Annotated in this window: 17 protein-coding genes; 5 read left to right on the top strand and 12 right to left on the bottom strand. The window is 66.7% G+C overall.

What is annotated here, in order from left to right:
- Window position 1: 1 nt before the first annotated feature.
- The 4 genes from AB1K63_RS08905 to crtY form a co-directional block, all read right to left on the bottom strand.
- The gene (locus AB1K63_RS08905) at window positions 2-958 is read right to left on the bottom strand and encodes a phytoene/squalene synthase family protein (protein WP_366960678.1); all 957 of its coding nucleotides are present in this window, start codon (window positions 956-958) and stop codon (window positions 2-4) included.
- A 122-nt stretch (window positions 959-1,080) separates the two neighbouring features.
- Entirely contained in the window at window positions 1,081-1,662 is a 582-nt protein-coding gene (locus tag AB1K63_RS08900; RefSeq protein WP_366960677.1) for a TIGR00730 family Rossman fold protein, read from the bottom strand.
- Between the two features lie 85 nt (window positions 1,663-1,747).
- The gene (locus AB1K63_RS08895) at window positions 1,748-3,247 is read right to left on the bottom strand and encodes a phytoene desaturase (RefSeq protein WP_366959751.1); all 1,500 of its coding nucleotides are present in this window, start codon (window positions 3,245-3,247) and stop codon (window positions 1,748-1,750) included.
- Window positions 3,244-4,431, bottom strand: coding sequence for a lycopene beta-cyclase CrtY (gene crtY, locus AB1K63_RS08890; protein WP_366959750.1), 1,188 nt, complete (start codon window positions 4,429-4,431; stop codon window positions 3,244-3,246). Before crtY ends, AB1K63_RS08895 begins: the two co-directional genes overlap by 4 nt.
- Before the next feature lie 104 nt (window positions 4,432-4,535).
- Here crtY and AB1K63_RS08885 point away from each other — a divergent pair, with 104 nt between their 5' ends.
- Window positions 4,536-5,447 (top strand): MipA/OmpV family protein, encoded by a 912-nt coding sequence (locus AB1K63_RS08885; RefSeq protein ID WP_366959749.1) that lies wholly within the window; start codon window positions 4,536-4,538, stop codon window positions 5,445-5,447.
- Window positions 5,448-5,500: 53 nt separating this feature from the next.
- Here AB1K63_RS08885 and AB1K63_RS08880 read toward each other — a convergent pair whose 3' ends face one another.
- Together AB1K63_RS08880 and AB1K63_RS08875 are read right to left on the bottom strand one after the other, a co-directional pair.
- Window positions 5,501-6,040, bottom strand: coding sequence for a hypothetical protein (locus AB1K63_RS08880; protein ID WP_366959748.1), 540 nt, complete (start codon window positions 6,038-6,040; stop codon window positions 5,501-5,503).
- A gap of 40 nt (window positions 6,041-6,080) precedes the next feature.
- Window positions 6,081-8,135 carry a S9 family peptidase gene (locus AB1K63_RS08875; protein WP_366959747.1) on the bottom strand — a complete coding sequence of 685 codons (2,055 nt, stop codon included), beginning with the start codon at window positions 8,133-8,135 and terminating at the stop codon, window positions 6,081-6,083.
- A gap of 135 nt (window positions 8,136-8,270) precedes the next feature.
- On the opposite strand from AB1K63_RS08875, the gene AB1K63_RS08870 reads away from it, so the two are divergent.
- Both AB1K63_RS08870 and AB1K63_RS08865 read left to right on the top strand, forming a co-directional pair.
- Window positions 8,271-9,560 carry an amidohydrolase family protein gene (locus tag AB1K63_RS08870; protein WP_366959746.1) on the top strand — a complete coding sequence of 430 codons (1,290 nt, stop codon included), beginning with the start codon at window positions 8,271-8,273 and terminating at the stop codon, window positions 9,558-9,560.
- A gap of 12 nt (window positions 9,561-9,572) precedes the next feature.
- On the top strand, window positions 9,573-11,216 hold the full coding sequence (locus tag AB1K63_RS08865) for an FAD-dependent oxidoreductase (RefSeq protein WP_366959744.1): 1,644 nt from the start codon (window positions 9,573-9,575) through the stop codon (window positions 11,214-11,216).
- Between the two features lie 15 nt (window positions 11,217-11,231).
- Here AB1K63_RS08865 and AB1K63_RS08860 read toward each other — a convergent pair whose 3' ends face one another.
- Window positions 11,232-12,500: an acetyl-CoA C-acetyltransferase gene (locus AB1K63_RS08860; RefSeq protein ID WP_366959743.1), complete on the bottom strand. Its 1,269-nt coding sequence runs from the start codon at window positions 12,498-12,500 to the stop codon at window positions 11,232-11,234.
- 96 nt (window positions 12,501-12,596) lie between these two features.
- Here AB1K63_RS08860 and AB1K63_RS08855 point away from each other — a divergent pair, with 96 nt between their 5' ends.
- Window positions 12,597-13,358: a crotonase/enoyl-CoA hydratase family protein gene (locus AB1K63_RS08855; RefSeq protein WP_366959742.1), complete on the top strand. Its 762-nt coding sequence runs from the start codon at window positions 12,597-12,599 to the stop codon at window positions 13,356-13,358.
- A complete protein-coding gene (locus AB1K63_RS08850) occupies window positions 13,358-14,506 on the top strand; it encodes a CaiB/BaiF CoA-transferase family protein (protein WP_366959741.1) in 1,149 nt (382 codons plus the stop codon). The genes AB1K63_RS08855 and AB1K63_RS08850 overlap by 1 nt, the downstream gene beginning before the upstream one ends.
- Window positions 14,507-14,517: 11 nt before the next feature.
- Here AB1K63_RS08850 and AB1K63_RS08845 read toward each other — a convergent pair whose 3' ends face one another.
- The 5 genes from AB1K63_RS08845 to AB1K63_RS08825 form a co-directional block, all read right to left on the bottom strand.
- On the bottom strand, window positions 14,518-14,784 hold the full coding sequence (locus AB1K63_RS08845) for a hypothetical protein (RefSeq protein ID WP_366959740.1): 267 nt from the start codon (window positions 14,782-14,784) through the stop codon (window positions 14,518-14,520).
- A 131-nt stretch (window positions 14,785-14,915) separates the two neighbouring features.
- Complete coding sequence (locus tag AB1K63_RS08840; RefSeq protein WP_366959739.1) at window positions 14,916-15,191, bottom strand: hypothetical protein; 276 nt, start codon at window positions 15,189-15,191, stop codon at window positions 14,916-14,918.
- 133 nt (window positions 15,192-15,324) lie between these two features.
- On the bottom strand, window positions 15,325-15,552 hold the full coding sequence (locus AB1K63_RS08835; protein ID WP_366959738.1) for a helix-turn-helix transcriptional regulator: 228 nt from the start codon (window positions 15,550-15,552) through the stop codon (window positions 15,325-15,327).
- Window positions 15,552-16,103, bottom strand: coding sequence for a DUF2975 domain-containing protein (locus AB1K63_RS08830; protein ID WP_366959737.1), 552 nt, complete (start codon window positions 16,101-16,103; stop codon window positions 15,552-15,554). The genes AB1K63_RS08835 and AB1K63_RS08830 overlap by 1 nt, the downstream gene beginning before the upstream one ends.
- A 23-nt stretch (window positions 16,104-16,126) precedes the next feature.
- Window positions 16,127-16,261 (bottom strand): hypothetical protein, encoded by a 135-nt coding sequence (locus AB1K63_RS08825; protein WP_366959735.1) that lies wholly within the window; start codon window positions 16,259-16,261, stop codon window positions 16,127-16,129.
- Window positions 16,262-16,723 lie beyond the last annotated feature (462 nt).

The following is a 16,723-nucleotide window of genomic DNA, read 5'->3' as shown; positions in this document are numbered from 1 at the left end:
GCTATGCGTCGTCGAGCGGGCGCGGCGGTGGCGGTTCGGCGATCGGGCCGGTCATGCGCACGTCGATCAGGATATCCTGCCGTTCCCATTCGGGCCATTCTTCTGGAGGGCGCGGCTTGTTGCGGACAGCCTGGACGAAGGCGCGGGCGGTCAGGGCGAGCTTCTTCGCTTTCGAGATCACCACGCGGCGGTCCCACGCCCGCGTCCCCCGGCGGCGGACCTCCTGTCCGATCTCGGTGTATATGTTGGTCGCCGCCAGCACCGCCCAGCGGCTGCGGAACGGGAGGAGGGCGGCCCCCATGCGGGCGGCGTCGGCATGTTTTTCCATGCGTAGCACCAGCCGTTCCGCCATGTCGGCGGCTTCCCAGCGGTGGTGCGGCTTCATCAACTGGCCCGGTTCGATATCCTCTTCCGCCAGCCATTCCTGCGGAACGTAGCAACGGCCGCCGCGATCGTCCTCGTCCATGTCGCGCGCGATATTGGCGAGCTGGAACGCGATGCCGAGGTCGCAGGCGCGGTCCAGCACTGCGCTGTCTTCGGGTGACACGCCCATGACCCGCGCCATCATCACGCCGACCGCGCCCGCCACGTGATAGCAGTATCGCGCCAGGTCGGCCGAGGTGCGCGGACGCCAGTCGGCCGCGTCGAGTTCGAAACCGGCGATGACGTCGTCCGCCATTTGCATGGTGATGCCGCATTCGCTGGCGACTTGGCCGAAGGCGTCGAAGGCGATGTCCGCGGTCGGCTCGCCGTCCAGCGCGCGTTTCGTCAGGACGCGGATCGCCTTCACGCGGCCTTCCGGTTCGGACCGCTCGCCCAGTTCGCCGCCCAGTACCTGCCCGTCGGCGATGTCGTCGCACCGCCGGCACCAGGCATAAAGCATCCAGACCCGTTCGCGCGTCAGCGGATCGAACAGCTTGCTGGCAAGGGCAAAGCTCTTCGATCCTTCCGCGATCATCTCGTAGCTGCGGTCGATCAGCGCGTCGCGATCGCGCCCGCCGCCCGCACTGCGCACGGCCGGCCGGATATAGCGCGACGGTGTGTTGGAGCGCGGACCGATCTTGATGACGCGGGGCAAGTCTACAGGTCCTCCGCCTTCATGCGGAATATCGGCGTGTGCGGCTGGTAAGCCTCCATCTTCGCCAGCAGGTCCGGCAGGGTTTCCGCGGCCAGCAGGATGCCCCGATGCGCCTCGCGAACGAAGCCGACATCGGCCATGCGGGCATTGAAGGCGATCAGGTCGTCGTAAAAACCGAAAGCGTTGAGCAGGCCGACCGGATCGGAATGGTAGCCGAGCTGCGCCCAGCTCATCGCTTCCCACAATTCGTCCATCGTCCCGACCCCGCCCGGCAGGGTGACGAACCCGTCACTAAGGTCGGTGAAGCGCTGCTTGCGCTCGTGCATGCCGGATACCGTGTACAGCTCGGTGCAGTCGTGATTGGCGACCTCGCTTCCCGCGAGCGCTTCCGGAATCACGCCGATGACTTCGCCACCCGCATCCAGCGCACCCTTCGCAACCGCGCCCATCAGGCCAAGCCGCCCGCCGCCATAGACGACGCCGATCCCGCGCTGTGCCAGCGCCGTGCCGACATCGCGCGCGAGTTCGACATAGCGCGGATCGGCCGGCGTGGCGGAGCCGCAATAGACGGCGAGGCGTTCGATTGTTCTGGCCATGGCGGTCAGTCGCTATCGGCGGAGCGTGACCGCATCAAGGTGGCACCGGCACTCGCGCGGCGGTCCGGCGTCATCATGCCGCACGTGCCCCCAGATCCTCGATCATCAGTCCGGCCGTTGCCTTGGCGCTGCCGACCACCCCGGGAATGCCTGCGCCCGGATGGGTGCCCGCACCGACGAGGTAGAAATTGTTGATCACGTCGTCCCGGTTGTGGCCGCGGAAATAGGCGCTTTGCGTCAGGACGGGCTCCAGGCTGAAGGCACTGCCGAGATGCGCGTTCAGGTCCTGCGCGAAGTCGGTCGGGGCGTAGTGGAACTTGGTCACGATCCGGTCGTGGATGTCCGGGATCAGGCGGCGGCCGACTTCGTCCAGGATGCGCTTTTCCAGGATCGGGCCATATTCCTCCCAATCTATCGCCAGCTTGCCCATGTGGGCAACGGGGACGAGCGCGTAGAAGGTGCTCTTGCCCTTGGGCGCCATGCTGGGGTCGGTAACGGTCGGATGGTGCAGGTAGATGCTGAAATCTTCCGGCAGGACGCCGTTCGAATAGATGTCGTCGAGCAGCCCTTTGTAGCGCGGCCCGAACAAGATCATGTGGTGCGGGATGCCCGGCCAGGTGCCTTCCAGCCCGAAATGGACCACGAACAGGCCCGGGCTGTAGCTCTTGCGCTTCAGCCGGCGCCCCATGGCCCAACCGCGCTGGCTGCGGCCGAGGAGGTCGCGATAGGAATGGACGATGTCGGCATTGCTGGCCACCGCATCGAACGGCTCGCGAAAACCGCTCTCGGTTTCCACTTCCTGCGCGCGCTTGCCGTCGACATGCACCTGCACGACCGGATCGCCCACGATCATGCGGCCGCCCAGTCGTTCGAAATGGCGGATCATGCCGGCGATCAGCCGATTGGTGCCGCCCCGCGTCCACCACACGCCGCCATCCATTTCCAGCTTGTGGATGAGAGCGTAGATGCTGCTGGTCTTCATCGGGTTGCCGCCGACGAGCAGCGTGTGGAAGCTCAGCGCCTCGCGCAGCTTTTCGTTCTCGACATAACTCGAAACCATCGAATAGACGCTGCGATAGGCCTGCTTCTTGGCGAGCGCGGGCGCGGCCTTCATCATCGACTTGAAGTCGAGGAACGGCACCGTGCCGAGCTTGACGTAGCCTTCCTCGTAGACGCCGGCGCTGTAGGCGAGGAAATTCTTGTACCCTTCGACGTCCTTCGGATTGAGCTTCTCGATCTCGGCGAACAGCTCGTCGTGATTGTTGGAATAGTTGAAGTTCGTGCCGTCGGGCCAGTTGAGGCGGTAGAATGGCTTCACCGGCATCAGTTCGACATCGTCCGCCATGTCGTGCCCGCTCAAGGCCCAGAGTTCCTTCAGGCAGTCCGGATCGGTCACCACGGTCGGCCCCCCGTCGAAGGTGAAACCGTCGCGCTCCCAGTAATAGGCGCGGCCGCCCGGCTTGTCCCGGCCCTCGATCACGGTCGTGCGGATGCCCGCCGACTGGAGCCGGATGGCAAGCGCCATTCCGCCGAAGCCCGCGCCCACGACGCACGCGGTTCTGTCCTTGCTCACCCGATCTTCTCCTTGCCCGAAACGAGCGGGTCACCGGCACCCGCCAACGCAGATATTGCTCTTCCTACAGGTACGGGCGGCTTGCCCGCGAGGATGCGCGCCCGGTCGAGCAGGGTCGACCTTCCGGCGTAGAAGCGTTCTATGAGCGAGCCGTCCAGTCGATAGAAGCGCTGGAATACCTTGTATCGTTCCCGGGGGCGCGCCGCGCCGAACAGCATCGCGCCGAGGCGGCGGTAGAAGCGCGTGCGCGACCAGTGTTCACGCGCATGATCCGCCAACCGTGCGGCCAGCTCCTCGCCGGGAAGGTCGGCGTGCGCGGCCACGAACAGCGCGGTGCGCGCCGCGAAGGGCACGGTGTAGCTGGTCAGCGGATGTACGAAGCCGCCGCGCGCGCCGGCCATCGCTACGCCCGGTATGGCCTGCTCAAGCTGGTATTCGCCGAAGGCGCCGCCGGTGATGACGGGCAGGATGCCGGTTTCCTCGCCCACCACACCGCCCGACAGGCCATGCGCGGCGGCATATTCGTCCAGCCTTTGCGACAGGGCATCGCGGTCGAGGATGGGCAGGTCCTGGTAGTAGGTGTCTTCCAGGAACACCTCGTCCTCCGACAGCGGCAGCACGTAGAGGAAGCGGTAGGCTTCGGGCTGCGAGACGGTGGCGTCCATGATGACCGGCTTCGTCAGTCCGTGCGGACCGGGCGTCTTCAGGTGGCGGCCCATGAAGACCTGCCAGCCGCCGCGCAGATGCGCGCTCGGCACCGCGCCGCGGCAATCGATGACCGCGCGGGCGCCGATCCGCGATCCGTCCGCCAGGTCAACGCCGCCCGCGTCGAGCGCGGCAACCCGCCGGCCCGTCAGGATCGCAGACTGCGCCAGTTCGCGCCTGAGACAACGGTCGAAGTCCACCGACGCGAGCGAACGGTAGGTAGAGGCGAGCGTGCGGCTGTAAGCGGGAAAGCGGACTTCGTACCCCCCATCCCAGTGCACTTTCGTAAAGGGGGCGAGCAGGGCCCGCTCGTCATCCGGCAGGTCGCTTTCGAACCAGCTCCAGCGGTGATTTCCGCCCAGCGCATCCTCGCCTTCGACGAGGACGACATCGCAGTCCGGCCGGCGCTGCCGCAGGGCGAGGGCGATCAAGCCCCCGGCCAGCCCGCCGCCCACGATTGCAATGTCCGCCTGTTGCATGATGGCGACTGCCCTAGCCTCCCGCGCCGCTGGTGCAACAAGGACGTTGGAACAAGCGCGCTTTCTCGCCATTTAGTGACCAACTGACAGGGGTACCCGTTTCCATGAAAACCACCATTGCCGCCTTCGCCGCGCTCCTTTCCCTCGTGCCGGTGGCTGCCGCCGCGCAGGATGCGGGCGAACCTGGCGTCTCGGGCGATACGGCGCCGGACGACAACCAGACCGACGGCGCGCCCACTTTCGAAGGATCCGCGCTCGACGGGGACTTCATCAGCCTGGGCATCGGCGTCGGGATCGGGTCGAGCTACACCGGCTCGGACGATTACGTCGCATTCCCCGTGCCGCTGGTGCAGGGAAGCCTGGGCGGGGTGGACATCAATCCGCGCCCCGCCGGTATCGCGCTCGACTTCCTGCCGGACGGGGACGGCGACACGTCCTATTCGCTGGGCGTGACGGCCAAGCTCAATCGCGACCGGGTCAGCAACATCCAGGACGAAGTCGTCGAGGCGTACGGAAAACTCGATACTGCGGTCGAGGTCGGGCCGACGGCCGGCATATCCTTCAGCGGCGTGCTCAACCCGTTCGACACCGTGTCTCTGACCGTCGACACCGTCTGGGACGTGGCGGGGGCGCATAACGGCATGGCCGTGTCCCCTTCGATCACCTACTTCACGCCGGTCAGCCGCGGTGCGGCCGTGTCCCTGTCGGTCGGGACCAAGTGGATCGACGACGATTATGCCGATTACTACTATTCGGTCGCCCCGCTGCCCGGAACGGCGCCGGGCGACGCGAATTTCCTGCCCGCCTACCAGGCGGATAGCGGGATCGAGAATTACAGCATCAACCTGATCGGCCTGTACGATCTCAACGGCAACCTGCTCGACGGCGGCCTCGCAATCTTCGGGATCGCCGGGTACTCGACCCTGCAGGGCGATGCGCGCAACACGCCGTTCACCAGCATTCGCGGCAGCAGCGACCAGTTCATCGGCGGGATCGGGATCGGCTACACCTTCTGAGCCGGACAGGTTGGGCGACACGCCCGGCCCGTTCTACCGTCCCATGCTGGCCTTCACATGAAGGTGCAGATCGACCGGCCATCCATCGAGATGATCACGTCGGTGTCGGACTGGTCCGCGCTGCGTGAATAGCGGGCCCCGTCGAACATGGCCTGTGCGCCGCACAGGTTCCGGCATCCTTCGGGCAGCTGTTCCGGAAAGGCGATGGACGTTCCGTCGATCCGCGCATCGAACCGGCAACTGGCGTAATCGTCCCCGAAGTCGATCGTGAGCGTATCGCCCGTGCGCACCGCGGTGCCTTCGCCATTGCAGGGATAGACTCCGAACCAGCGATCCGCGGCGAGGACGTAGCTCTGGTCCGGCTGGCGCTTCATGCAGATCGCGCCCGTGCCGTCCTCGTCGTAGACGCCGGAAAGGTCGGCGGCGGCAGCCGGCTCGCTTGTGCGTGCCTGCATGGCCGATGCCGATTCCGGCGCGGCCGGGCTCTGCGCGGCGGCGGCAGCGCTCTGTGGCGTTTCCGCGGGGCTTTCCGCCGCCCCGTTGCAACCGGCGAGGAGTCCGCCGGTCGCGATTGCCAGTACCAGTCGCTTCATCGTCCCTGTCTCCCTGCTGCCGCCGTATCCCCGGTCCGGCCTACTCCTCGTCGGCCATCGCGCCCTTTGCGCCTTCGGCCAGTTGCGGGCGCGGGTCGGGCATGGCGGCGTCGCGGTCGCCGGTCATGAGATACGTGTCGAACCAGCGCATCATGCGCAGATTGTAGTCGTATCGCGACGCGGCGCGGCTGTTGCCGTGACCTTCGCCCGGGAAGAGCACCAGCCGCACCGGCGTTTCCGGCTTCCGGACCTTGATGTGGCGATAGAGCTCGTAGCTCTGGCTGGGGGACACGCGCGTGTCTTCCGCCCCGTGCATGATCAGGATCGGCGTTTCGGCCTTGTCCACGTGGTAGATCGGGCTGACTTCCAGCATGCCCTGCCAGTCTTCCCACGGCCACTTGCGGGCATGGACGTTGTACATTTCCATCGGGATGTCGGTGGTCCCGAACTTGCTGATCTGGTTGGAAATGCCGACGAACATGACCGATGCTGCGTATTCCTCGCTCTGCGCGGTCGCGCCCCATGCGCTGGCATAGCCGCCATAGGACCCGCCGGTGATGCCGGTGCGCTCGGGGTCGGTGATCCCCGCTTCCACCAGCGCGCGCTTGCCATCGACGATGTCGTTGAATTCCTTGCCCGCGTAATCGTTCTGGTGCTCCTTCGCGAAGGCGGTGCCGTAGGCGGTGGAACCGCGATAGTTCGGGTGGAACACGGCGTATCCCTTGCCCGCCGCGACCTGGCCCGGCATCGAATAGGCCGTCAGCCAGCCGTTCGAGTAATGCGCTTCCGGTCCGCCGTGGACGGTCATGATCGTGGGCGATCCGCCGGTCGCCGCCCCGCCGAGCGGTTCGATCAGGATGCCCTCGATCTCCTGCCCGTCGCGCGCGGTGTAGGTGAGCGTGCGCTGGGTGGCGAAGTCGATCTCGCTCAGCCAGGGATTGTGCGTGGTCCAGCGGCGGAATTCGCGGCCCTCTAGGACGTAGAGCTCGCTCGGGTGGGTCGGGCTGTTGGCAGTCACGATGACCCGGTTGCCGCCGCTCTCGACGCCGGTCAGGATCAGTTCGCCGGGATCGATCTCCCGCTCGACCGAACCGTCCGTGTCGTAGAAGCGCAGCACGCTTTGCGCGCCGACATGGATGATCGCGGCCAGTCGGCCGTCGGCCAGCCATTCGGTGTCCACGGTCGCTTCGGCAGCGCCCTCGTTGACCGCTTCGAACGTGCCGTCGGCGACGTTCACGAAGTGGAGCGTGGTGTCGGCCGGATCGTTCTTGTCGATCCCGGCAATCATGGACAGCATGGTCCCGTCGGGGGAGATCTCGACGTCGCCCAGCTTGCCCGGCGTATCGACCACCGCGCGGACCGTGCCGCTGGCAAGGTCGATGATGTTCACCTGCTGGAGCGTGTAGGCATCGTCCACTCGCGGGGTCGGCGCGCTCTTCACAATGCCGGTACGCCCGTCGGCAGTGACCTTCATTTCCGTGACGTAGCCGGGAATGGTCAGCTCGGCCGGCTCCGCGTCGACCTCCTCACCCACATTCGCGCGGAACAGGCGGTTGAGGCGTTCTTCCTCTTCGTAGACGATGGCATTGAAGCCGCCATCGCGCTGCGCGGCGCGCTGGTCGTCCGCTTCGGCGCCGACCAGCATGTAGAGCGCGGTTCCGTCGGGCGCCCAGCTATAGGTGCGCACGTCCGAACCCTCGACGGAGGCGAGCTTGCGCGAAGTGCCTCCGCGAACGGGCACGCCCCACACGGCCCGATCCTCGTCGCCGTGCGCCCAGGCGTAGCTGATCATGGACCCGTCGGGGGAGAAGGACACGCTCCCCGGGCTCACGTCCTCGGGCAGGTAGGCGCGCGCCGCATTGGGCGAGTCCGCCACGAACAGCTGCTGACGCGTACCGCCATTGTCCTCGCCCATGGTGACATCGGGCAGGGATGCGGTGGTGTAGGCGATCTGCTGCCCGTCTTCGGAAATAGCGATCGTGCCCACGCTTTCGATCTTGGCGACGTCTTCGGGCGTCATCGGACGGGCAGCGGCCGTCGCGGCGATCGATACCGATGCCATCAGCGTTGCGGCGGCGAATAGTCTGCGGGTCATGGGGGGCTGTCCTCTCTCGATTGGTCGTATGCGGGGCACTTCATAGCGCTTGACCCGCCTCGCGCAACCGGACGTCTCCGCTTGCGCGCGCGGCCCGCCCGGCGCATCAGGGACGCCAAACGGGGAGAGAACGAAATGCGCCATGTCCTGTCTGCACTCGCCACCACGCTGGCCGTCGCTATGTCCGCCGCACTGGCCTCCGCTCCGGCGCTGGCCGAAACGACCGTGATCCATGCGGGCGCGGTACTGGCCGATGCGGACGGCGATCCGTCGGGACCGGCCACCATCACGGTGGAGGACGGCGTGATCGTCGGCATCGAGCCGGGGCACACCGCGCCGCCGGGCGAAGCGCAGCTCGTCGACCTCCGGACCATGACGGTTCTGCCCGGGATGATCGACCTCCATGTCCACCTGACCGGCGATCCGGGCGGGGATTTCTGGAAGGCCGCGGTGGAGCCCGACGAGTGGGACGTGGTCGTCGGCATGAAGAACGCGCGGCTTACCGCGCTGGCCGGGTTCACGACCGTGCGCGAAGCGGGCAGCGCCGGGCAGACCGCCTATTCGCTGCGCCGCGGAACGGCCGAAGGCCTGATCCCCGGACCGCGCATCGTGGCCGCGGGGCCGGCGCTATCGATCGTGGGCGGGCACGGCGACACGAACGGCTTCCGGCCCGAGATCAACGAGGTGCTCGATACCGGATTCAACTGCACCGGCCCGGTCCAGTGCGCGGAGAAGGTGCGCCTCGCCAGCCAGAACGGGGCCGACGTCATCAAGATCACCGCGACCGGAGGCGTGCTGAGCCAGCAGGGGCGCGGGCTGGAAGCCCATTTCACCGATGCCGAAATGAAGAGCATCGCGGACACGGCCCATTCGCTGGGGCTGAAGGTGATGGCCCACGCGCACGGTGCTCGCGGCATCGAGGCGGCGGCGCGCGCCGGCATCGATACGATCGAGCACAGCACCTATATCGACCGCGACGCCGCGCGCGCGATGCGGGAGAACGACGTCGTCCTCGTGCCCACGCTGATGGCGTTCCGGGGCGTGACGGAGCGGCTGGGTCAGGGCGTCTACACCCCCGTGGTCGAGGAGAAGATCCGCGCCGTGGCCGAGCAGGCGCAGGTCTTCATGCGGCAGGCACGCGAATGGGGCGTCCAGATCGCCTTCGGCACCGATGCCGGCGTGTTCGAGCACGGCCGCAATGCGGAAGAACTGGCGATGATGGTCGCGCAGGGCATGACCAATCGCGAGGCGCTGGCCAGCACGACCACCGTCGCGGCCCAGGTCCTCGAGATGGAGGACGAGATCGGCCGCCTCGCGCCGGGATATTCGGCGGACATCATCGCGGTTTCGGGCAACCCGCTGGACGACATCACCGTGCTGGAGAATGTCGACTGGGTCATGGTCCGCGGCCGCATCGTCGAGTGATCTGAGCGGGCGATGGAAACCTTCGGCGAAGACCTGTCCACCATGGTGCGCACGCCGCTGGCGGACGCACATGTCGCGGCGATGCGGACCATCGCGACCGAGCGGCACTATCCCGCCGGGACCCATGTGGCCGAAGTGGGAGAGCGGCTGGACCGGTTCGTCTACGTCCTTTCCGGCGAGATAGAAGTCGTCGATCCCTATTCGGGCGAACGGATGCTGGACGCCTCGCTCGGCCCGACGCAGTTCATGGGCGATCTCGCCTTTCTCAATGCGGGCACGCTGGTGCTGGGCATGCGGGCGGCGAAGGACACGGTCACGCTGGAAGCGCCGCGCGATGCGATGCTGCGGCTGATGTCGGAAATCCCGGAGATGTCCGACCACATCATCACCGTCTTCGCCGCCCGCCGGAGGCGCACGTTCGAGAACAGCGTCAGTTCCATAAAAGTGATCGGCGCGGACCGCGACCCGGCCGTGCAGGAGGTCGCCCGCTTCCTGCAGCGCAACCGTCTGCCGTTCCAGAGCTACGACCTCGACGGCAAGGATACCGAGACCGTCCGGGTCTGCCAGGTCGCCGCGCACACGCCGTCCGTGATCTTCGCGAAAGACCAGGTGATCGACGACCCGAGCCCGCGCAAGATCGCGGAGCGGCTGGGCCTCGACCTGTGCGTGGGCGAGGACACGCAGTTCGACGTGCTGATCGCGGGCGGCGGGCCGGCAGGCGTGGCGGCGGGCGTCTATGCCGGCGCGGAAGGGCTGTGCGCCCTGGTGATCGAGGACACCGCCATCGGCGGGCAGGCCGGCACGTCGAGCCGGATCGAGAACTACATGGGCTTTCCCACTGGCATTTCGGGCACCGACCTGACCTATCGCGGGCAGATCCAGGCGCTGAAGTTCGGGACCCGCTTCGCCATGCCGCGTCGCGTGGTGTCGCTGGAGCGGCAGGCGGACGGCGCCTATTGCGCGACCCTTGAAGACGGACAGGAACTGTGCGCCCGCGCCGTGCTGGTCGCGACAGGGGTCCAGTACCGCAAGCTGCCGCTGGAGAACCGGGAGCGGTTCGAGGGCAAGGGCGTATTCTACGCCGCGACCGACATGGAAGCGCGGTTCTGCGCGCAAAAGCCGGTGGTGGTCATCGGCGGCGGCAATTCGGCCGGGCAGGCGGCGATGTATCTCAGCCGTTCGGCGGCGCACGTCCACATCCTGGTGCGCGGCGACAGCCTGGCCGATTCCATGTCCTCCTATCTCAGCAGCCGGCTGGAAGCGGACCCTTCGATCACCATCCATTACCGCACGCAGGCCTGCGCGCTGGACGGCGAAGGCTGGCTCGACCGGCTGACCGTGGATTGCGAGGGCGAGCGGTCCGAAATGGCGTGCGGCGGCCTGTTCATCATGGTCGGCGCGGCGCCCAACACGGACTGGCTTTCCGGCCTCGTCTCGCTGGACGAGAAGGGGTTTGTCGCCACGGGTCAGGCGGCGGGGCGCATGTCGGCCTTCGAAACCTCGGCCGACGGCATCTTCGCGGTGGGCGACGTGCGCGCAGGGTCCGTCAAGCGCGTGGCGAGCGCGGTCGGCGAAGGCTCGGTCGTGATGTCCGAGATCTGGAGCTACGTCGCGCAAGGGCGCGAGGAACCCGCCGGAGCCCCCGCCGCCGCTTGAAGCGGAAACGTCCGGTCAGTCGGCGAAGTCGGAGACCCGTTCGATGATGATCGCAGGTGCCATGCCACCCGCCGCGCACATCGTGACCAGTCCGCGTTTCAGGTCGCGCCGCTCCAGTTCGTCGAGGATCGTGCCGATCAGGATGGAGCCGGTCGCGCCGATCGGGTGGCCGAGCGCGATCGAGCCGCCATTGACGTTGACCCGGTCCCAGTCGAGCCCGAGATCGCGCACGAACTTCGCGGCGACCACGGCAAAGGCCTCGTTGATCTCGAACAGGTCGATATCGGCAAGCTCCAGCCCGGCCTTGTCCAGCACGTGGCGGGCCGCCGGGACGGGCGCGTTCAGCATCAGCGTCGGATCGTCGCCCATATTGGCCGTCTGCACGATCCGCGCGCGCGGCCGCAGCCCGTGCTTGCGAGCGTAACCGGCGGACGCGACCAGCAGCGCGGCGGCCCCGTCCACCACGCCCGAACTGTTGCCCGCATGGTGGAAATGCCGGATCTCCAGATCCGGATAGCGCGCATTGATCAGCTTGCGGAACGTGGTCCCGCGCTCGTCCAGCGGCATGTCGGCGATCTTCGCGAAGGCCGGCTCCAGCTGGGCGAGACCTTCCATCGTCGTTTCGGGGCGCGGATATTCGTCGCGGTCCAGCACGACCTGGCCGTCGGCATCCGTCACCGGCACCAGCGACCGGTCGAAATGCCCGGCCTTGGCCGCGGCGGCGGCACGCTGCTGGCTGCGATAACCGACTTCGTCCAGTTCCTCGCGCGTGAAGCCTTCCATGGTGGCGATGGCGTCGCCGCATACGCCCTGGTGCGACTGCGGATGGCTGGCCTGCAACCGCGCGTTGTAACTGCCCATCATCGGCGGCTTGAGGCCCGCCGCCATCTTCTCGCGTGTCATCGCGCCGGTCAGGCTCATCATTTCCGTCCCGCCGGCGACCACGCAGTCTTCCATCCCGCTCATCACCTGCGCCGCGGCCAGGTTCACGCTGGTGATTCCGCCGCCGCAGAACCGGTCCAGCGTGACGCCGGACGCGGTGATGTCGTATCCCGCATCGAGCGCCGCCATGCGGCCCAGGTCCCCGCCCTGCATCCCTTCCTGCGTGCTGACGGACCATATCACGTCGTCCACGGTGCCCGTGTCCAGCCCGTTGCGTTCCGCCAGTGCCCGCAGGACGGTCGCGGCCAGGTGCTGTGGATGGTGCGCGGCGAGGGCGCCCTTGCCCTGCTTGCCGATGCCGCGCGGCGTGCGCACCGCGTCGATGATATAGGCGTGTGCCATGGACGATCCTCTCCTGTCCGGCTTTCCGGTTGACGGAAGCGTAAGGGGTGGGCAGCAAAGCGGCAAGTCGGTTTCAAAGCGAAATGGGAGAGTGCGATGAGCGAGGAAGTCCTGACCGAAGTGCGCGACGGGGTGCTCGTCGTCACCATCAACCGGCCCGAAGCGAAGAACGCGATGAACAAGGCCGCGGCGGAAGGCATCGCGGCGGCGATGGACCGGCTGGATGCGGAGGACGATCTTCGCGTCGGGATCCTGACCGGCGCGGGCGGCACCTTCTGTTCGGGCATGGACCTCAAGGGCTTCCTGCGCGGGGAAAGCCCGATCGTGGAAGGGCGCGGCTTCGGCGGCGTCGTGCAGGCACCGCCGGCCAAGCCGCTGATCGCGGCGGTGGACGGCTATGCCCTGGCGGGCGGGCTCGAACTGATGATCGCGTGCGACCTGGTGGTCGCCAATTCGGGCGCGAAATTCGGCATTCCGGAAGTGAAGCGCGGCCTCGTCGCCGCGGCGGGCGGGGTGATGATGCTGCCCGACCAGATCCCCGAACGCATCGCCATGGAACTGGCGCTGACGGGCGAATTCATCGATGCGGCCCGCGGATACGAGCTGGGCCTGATCAACCGCGTGACGGACGGTTCCGCCCTCGACGGGGCGCTGGAACTGGCGCAGACCATCGCGGCCAACGGCCCGCTGGCGGTGCGCGTATCCAAGCAGATCATGCGCCAGTCCCGCGGCTGGTCGATGGACGAGCGTTACAAGCGGCAGACCGAACTGATCGCGCCGGTCTTCGTCAGTGAGGACGCGCGCGAAGGAGCCGCGGCATTCGCCGAAAAGCGCGCGCCGAATTGGAAGGGCAAGTAATGCCCGGCCCGCTGGAAGGGCTGCGCATCGTCGAATTCGCCGGGATCGGCCCGGGGCCCTTCTGCGGCATGATGCTGGCCGATCACGGGGCGGAGGTCATCCGGATCGACCGGGCCAGCGGATCGCGCGGCGGATCGCAGCCGGTGACGAGCAGGGACGTGCTGGCGCGGGGGCGCAGATCGATCGCGCTGAACCTCAAGAGCGAGCAGGGCGTGGCGCTGGCGCGCAAGCTGTGCGCCGGGGCGGACGGCCTGATCGAGGGGTTCCGGCCCGGCGTGATGGAGCGGCTGGGCCTGGGGCCGGACGTGCTGATCGCGGACAATCCGAAGCTGGTCTACGGCCGGATGACGGGGTGGGGCCAGACCGGACCCTATGCGCCCCATGCGGGCCACGACATCAACTATATCGCGCTGGCCGGTGCGCTGGCGCATTTCGGCCGCCGGGGCGACAAGCCCACCCCGCCCATCAACATGGTGGGCGATTTTGGCGGCGGCGGGATGATGCTGGCTTTCGGGATGGTGTCCGCCCTGCTGAGTGTCGCGCGCGGCGGCAAGGGGCAGGTGATCGATGCCGCGATGACCGACGGCACGGCGGTCTTGATGGGCATGATCCACGGGATGCGGAACATGGGTATCTGGAGCGAGGACCTGGGCGCCAACATGCTCGATACCGGCGCCCATTTCTACGACACCTACGAAACGGCGGACGGGAAGTTCGTGAGCATCGGCAGCATCGAGCCGCAATTTTACACGCAATTGCGGCAACTGGTCGGGCTGGACGAGGACCCCGCGTTCGACGCGCAGCACGACCGGGCGAAATGGCCGGAACTGAAGGACCGGCTGGCCGCCATATTCGGGACGAAGACGCGGGACGAATGGGACGCGATCCTGGAACACACCGACGTGTGTTACGCGCCGGTGCTGACCATGTCGGAAGCGGTCGGCCATCCGCACAATGCCGATCGCGAGACCTTTATCGACGTGGGCGGCGACATGCAGCCCGCGCCTGCGCCCCGGTACAGCGAAACCGGCACCGGGCGGCCGAAGCCTGCCCCGATGCCGGGTGACGAAACAGATGGCGTTCTGGCCGATCTGGGTTTCGACGATGCCGCCATTGCCGGACTGCGCCGGGACGGCGCGATCGGATAGGCGGTCGCGCCTTATTCCGCCGTGGCGGGATCCATCGTCTCTTCCGTCATCTCGGCGTCGCCCTCGGGCGTCGCCGCCACGTCGGGGACGGGCGTCTCCGGGGCGACCATGTTGCCTTCCTCGAGCGACTGGCCGTCGGCTGCATCCGCGCTCGTGTCGGGATTGTTCGGGTTGTTGGCCGACGTCACATCGGACGACATGTCGGTTTCGGTATTGGTATCACCGCAGGCCGACAGGGCGAGGGCGGCGGGCAGGGCGGCGAGGAACAGGTATTTCATGCGGTTATCCTTTCGGCTTTCCCGGACAATCCCCCTGCGCACGCACCGTTCCCGCGCGGGGCACATAGGAAAAAGGCCCGCCATCGGATGGCGGGCCTTCGTTCCGGTCGGAAAAGTCCGGCGGCCGAGAATTAGATCTCGTCCGCGGCGTCTTCCTTCTGGTCGGCGGAGTCCTTCAGTTCTTCCGCCTTCTGGTCCATTTCGGCCGAGGTGACTTCGTCGGTCGCCAGATCGGCCTTTTCCTCGGCGAGGTCGGCCTGCGCTTCTTCCAGCTCGGCCTGCTCGTCGAGCACTTCGGCTTCGGCTTCGATCACGTCGTCGACCTTCTCGCCGGTTTCTTCCGCCGGACCGTCGCAGGCGGCGATCGCGAACATCAGCGGCGTGGCGGCCAGGAACAGCTTCTTCATGTGGTTTCCCCTTCTTGAAATCAGGCTCGAATATGTCGGGGCCGGCGCATTCCCGCAGAAGACCGGGCCCGTCAAGCCGATATCGCTATCGTCCCGACGGACCCGGCGGCGTTCCGGCATGCGGTTTCCGGGGTCACTCGCCGTAGGAGAGAAGGTCCCCCGGCTGGCATTGCAGTTCCCGGCAGATGGCGGCGAGGGTGGAGAAGCGGATCGCCTTCGCCTTGCCGGTCTTGAGGATGGACAGGTTGGCCAGCGTCAGGCCGACCCGCTCCGCCAGTTCCGTCAGCGTCATGCGCCGCTCGTGGAGCAGGTCGTCGAGCCTGACCATGATGGCGCCTCCTTCGTTGTCGGTTGCGGGCATCAGACGGTTCCTTCCAGGTCTTCGCGCATCCTGGCCCCCTGACGGAACACACGGGCAAGGATGAAGAGGGTAATGATCAGCAGGATGCTGCTGCCGTCGAATCCCCAGCCGCCATCGACGGTAAGCGAGACTTCGTCGAGTTCGCTGAAGATTCCGGCGAGATAGACCCCGATCGCCGTCAGGGGCAGCGCCACCAGCTGGACCGCCAGCATGTACCACGCCATCAGGCTGAGGCGCCTGGCATTCTGCGGTACGAAGGGATCGCCCTCGCCCACCGTGCGGATGATGCGCCGCAGCTTGTCGAAGAAGAGGAAGAACAGCACGACGATCGCCAGCGCTAGGGCCAGCACTGCAAGGGCCGACCAAAACGGGAAGACGAAAGACGGATCGGCGAGCTCGACGCGCATCTCTTCCGCGATGCTCCCGGAAAAGAAGGGCAGGGCCACCCCGGCGCCGAGCAGCGCAATTCCCGCGATGCCCATCACGCCGAGCATGAAATAGACGATGATGTTCCCGGCGATGAGCAGCGGGTCCTTGAGTACGTTGCGCATGGTGTCCCCCTTTCCGGACCGGGTCAGGCCAGTTCCGGAGCCGAAACGGTGGCGATCGCTGCGTCAGCGGGCGGAACGCTCACCGTGGCATTGAATGCCGTGACCGTGATGAGGAAGGCGGCGAGTGCGGCGACGGAGTGTTGGAAGAAGCGGGTCATTTATCGATCTCCTTGATTTGCGATATCGATAAACAACAACACGGCAGCCTTATTGTCAATCGATAAATATCGAAAAACGATAAATGATTGATCGGTAAGCGATAATTGCGATCATATCGATTAGCGATATGGTCCGCGAGTGCCGTTCTGACGCCGGGTGAAGCGTCCCGATTCGCCGAATCGAGCGCTTCAATCGCACTATGGCGTACGCGCGGGCTGCCATCCTTCGGATTGACAGGAGGGCCCGCGAATCCTACATGGCTGCCGACCGCTCGCTTCGAGCAAGGCGATTCACGCGCGAGGATCTGCCAGGGATGGAAGCGGGCTTTCCATAATCGCGACGTTTCAAGCTGTAGCCACGCACCGCGACAGGTGCGCCATGGGCTGCGGCCTTTTTGCGTCTAGCGATTGATCTCCTGCGCACGAGACACGAATTCCTGGCGCCGTCCGGTCCGGACCGCG

Source organism: Qipengyuania sp. JC766 (genome assembly GCF_040717445.1).
Taxonomy (GTDB): Bacteria; Pseudomonadota; Alphaproteobacteria; order Sphingomonadales; family Sphingomonadaceae; genus JC766.
Note: the sequence above shows the minus strand (reverse complement) of the source record. Positions and strands in the feature narration are given on the sequence as shown.

What these genes read in the sequence shown, in the direction of transcription:
- AB1K63_RS08905 (WP_366960678.1), bottom strand. Translation starts at nt 958, where the DNA reads ATGATCGCGGAAGGATCGAAGAGCTTTGCCCTTGCCAGCAAGCTGTTC.
- crtY (WP_366959750.1), bottom strand. Translation starts at nt 4,431, where the DNA reads ATGCAACAGGCGGACATTGCAATCGTGGGCGGCGGGCTGGCCGGGGGC.
- AB1K63_RS08885 (WP_366959749.1), top strand. Translation starts at nt 4,536, where the DNA reads ATGAAAACCACCATTGCCGCCTTCGCCGCGCTCCTTTCCCTCGTGCCG.
- AB1K63_RS08880 (WP_366959748.1), bottom strand. Translation starts at nt 6,040, where the DNA reads ATGAAGCGACTGGTACTGGCAATCGCGACCGGCGGACTCCTCGCCGGT.
- AB1K63_RS08875 (WP_366959747.1), bottom strand. Translation starts at nt 8,135, where the DNA reads ATGACCCGCAGACTATTCGCCGCCGCAACGCTGATGGCATCGGTATCG.
- AB1K63_RS08870 (WP_366959746.1), top strand. Translation starts at nt 8,271, where the DNA reads ATGCGCCATGTCCTGTCTGCACTCGCCACCACGCTGGCCGTCGCTATG.
- AB1K63_RS08865 (WP_366959744.1), top strand. Translation starts at nt 9,573, where the DNA reads ATGGAAACCTTCGGCGAAGACCTGTCCACCATGGTGCGCACGCCGCTG.
- AB1K63_RS08860 (WP_366959743.1), bottom strand. Translation starts at nt 12,500, where the DNA reads ATGGCACACGCCTATATCATCGACGCGGTGCGCACGCCGCGCGGCATC.
- AB1K63_RS08855 (WP_366959742.1), top strand. Translation starts at nt 12,597, where the DNA reads ATGAGCGAGGAAGTCCTGACCGAAGTGCGCGACGGGGTGCTCGTCGTC.
- AB1K63_RS08850 (WP_366959741.1), top strand. Translation starts at nt 13,358, where the DNA reads ATGCCCGGCCCGCTGGAAGGGCTGCGCATCGTCGAATTCGCCGGGATC.
- AB1K63_RS08845 (WP_366959740.1), bottom strand. Translation starts at nt 14,784, where the DNA reads ATGAAATACCTGTTCCTCGCCGCCCTGCCCGCCGCCCTCGCCCTGTCG.
- AB1K63_RS08840 (WP_366959739.1), bottom strand. Translation starts at nt 15,191, where the DNA reads ATGAAGAAGCTGTTCCTGGCCGCCACGCCGCTGATGTTCGCGATCGCC.
- AB1K63_RS08835 (WP_366959738.1), bottom strand. Translation starts at nt 15,552, where the DNA reads ATGCCCGCAACCGACAACGAAGGAGGCGCCATCATGGTCAGGCTCGAC.
- AB1K63_RS08830 (WP_366959737.1), bottom strand. Translation starts at nt 16,103, where the DNA reads ATGCGCAACGTACTCAAGGACCCGCTGCTCATCGCCGGGAACATCATC.
- AB1K63_RS08825 (WP_366959735.1), bottom strand. Translation starts at nt 16,261, where the DNA reads ATGACCCGCTTCTTCCAACACTCCGTCGCCGCACTCGCCGCCTTCCTC.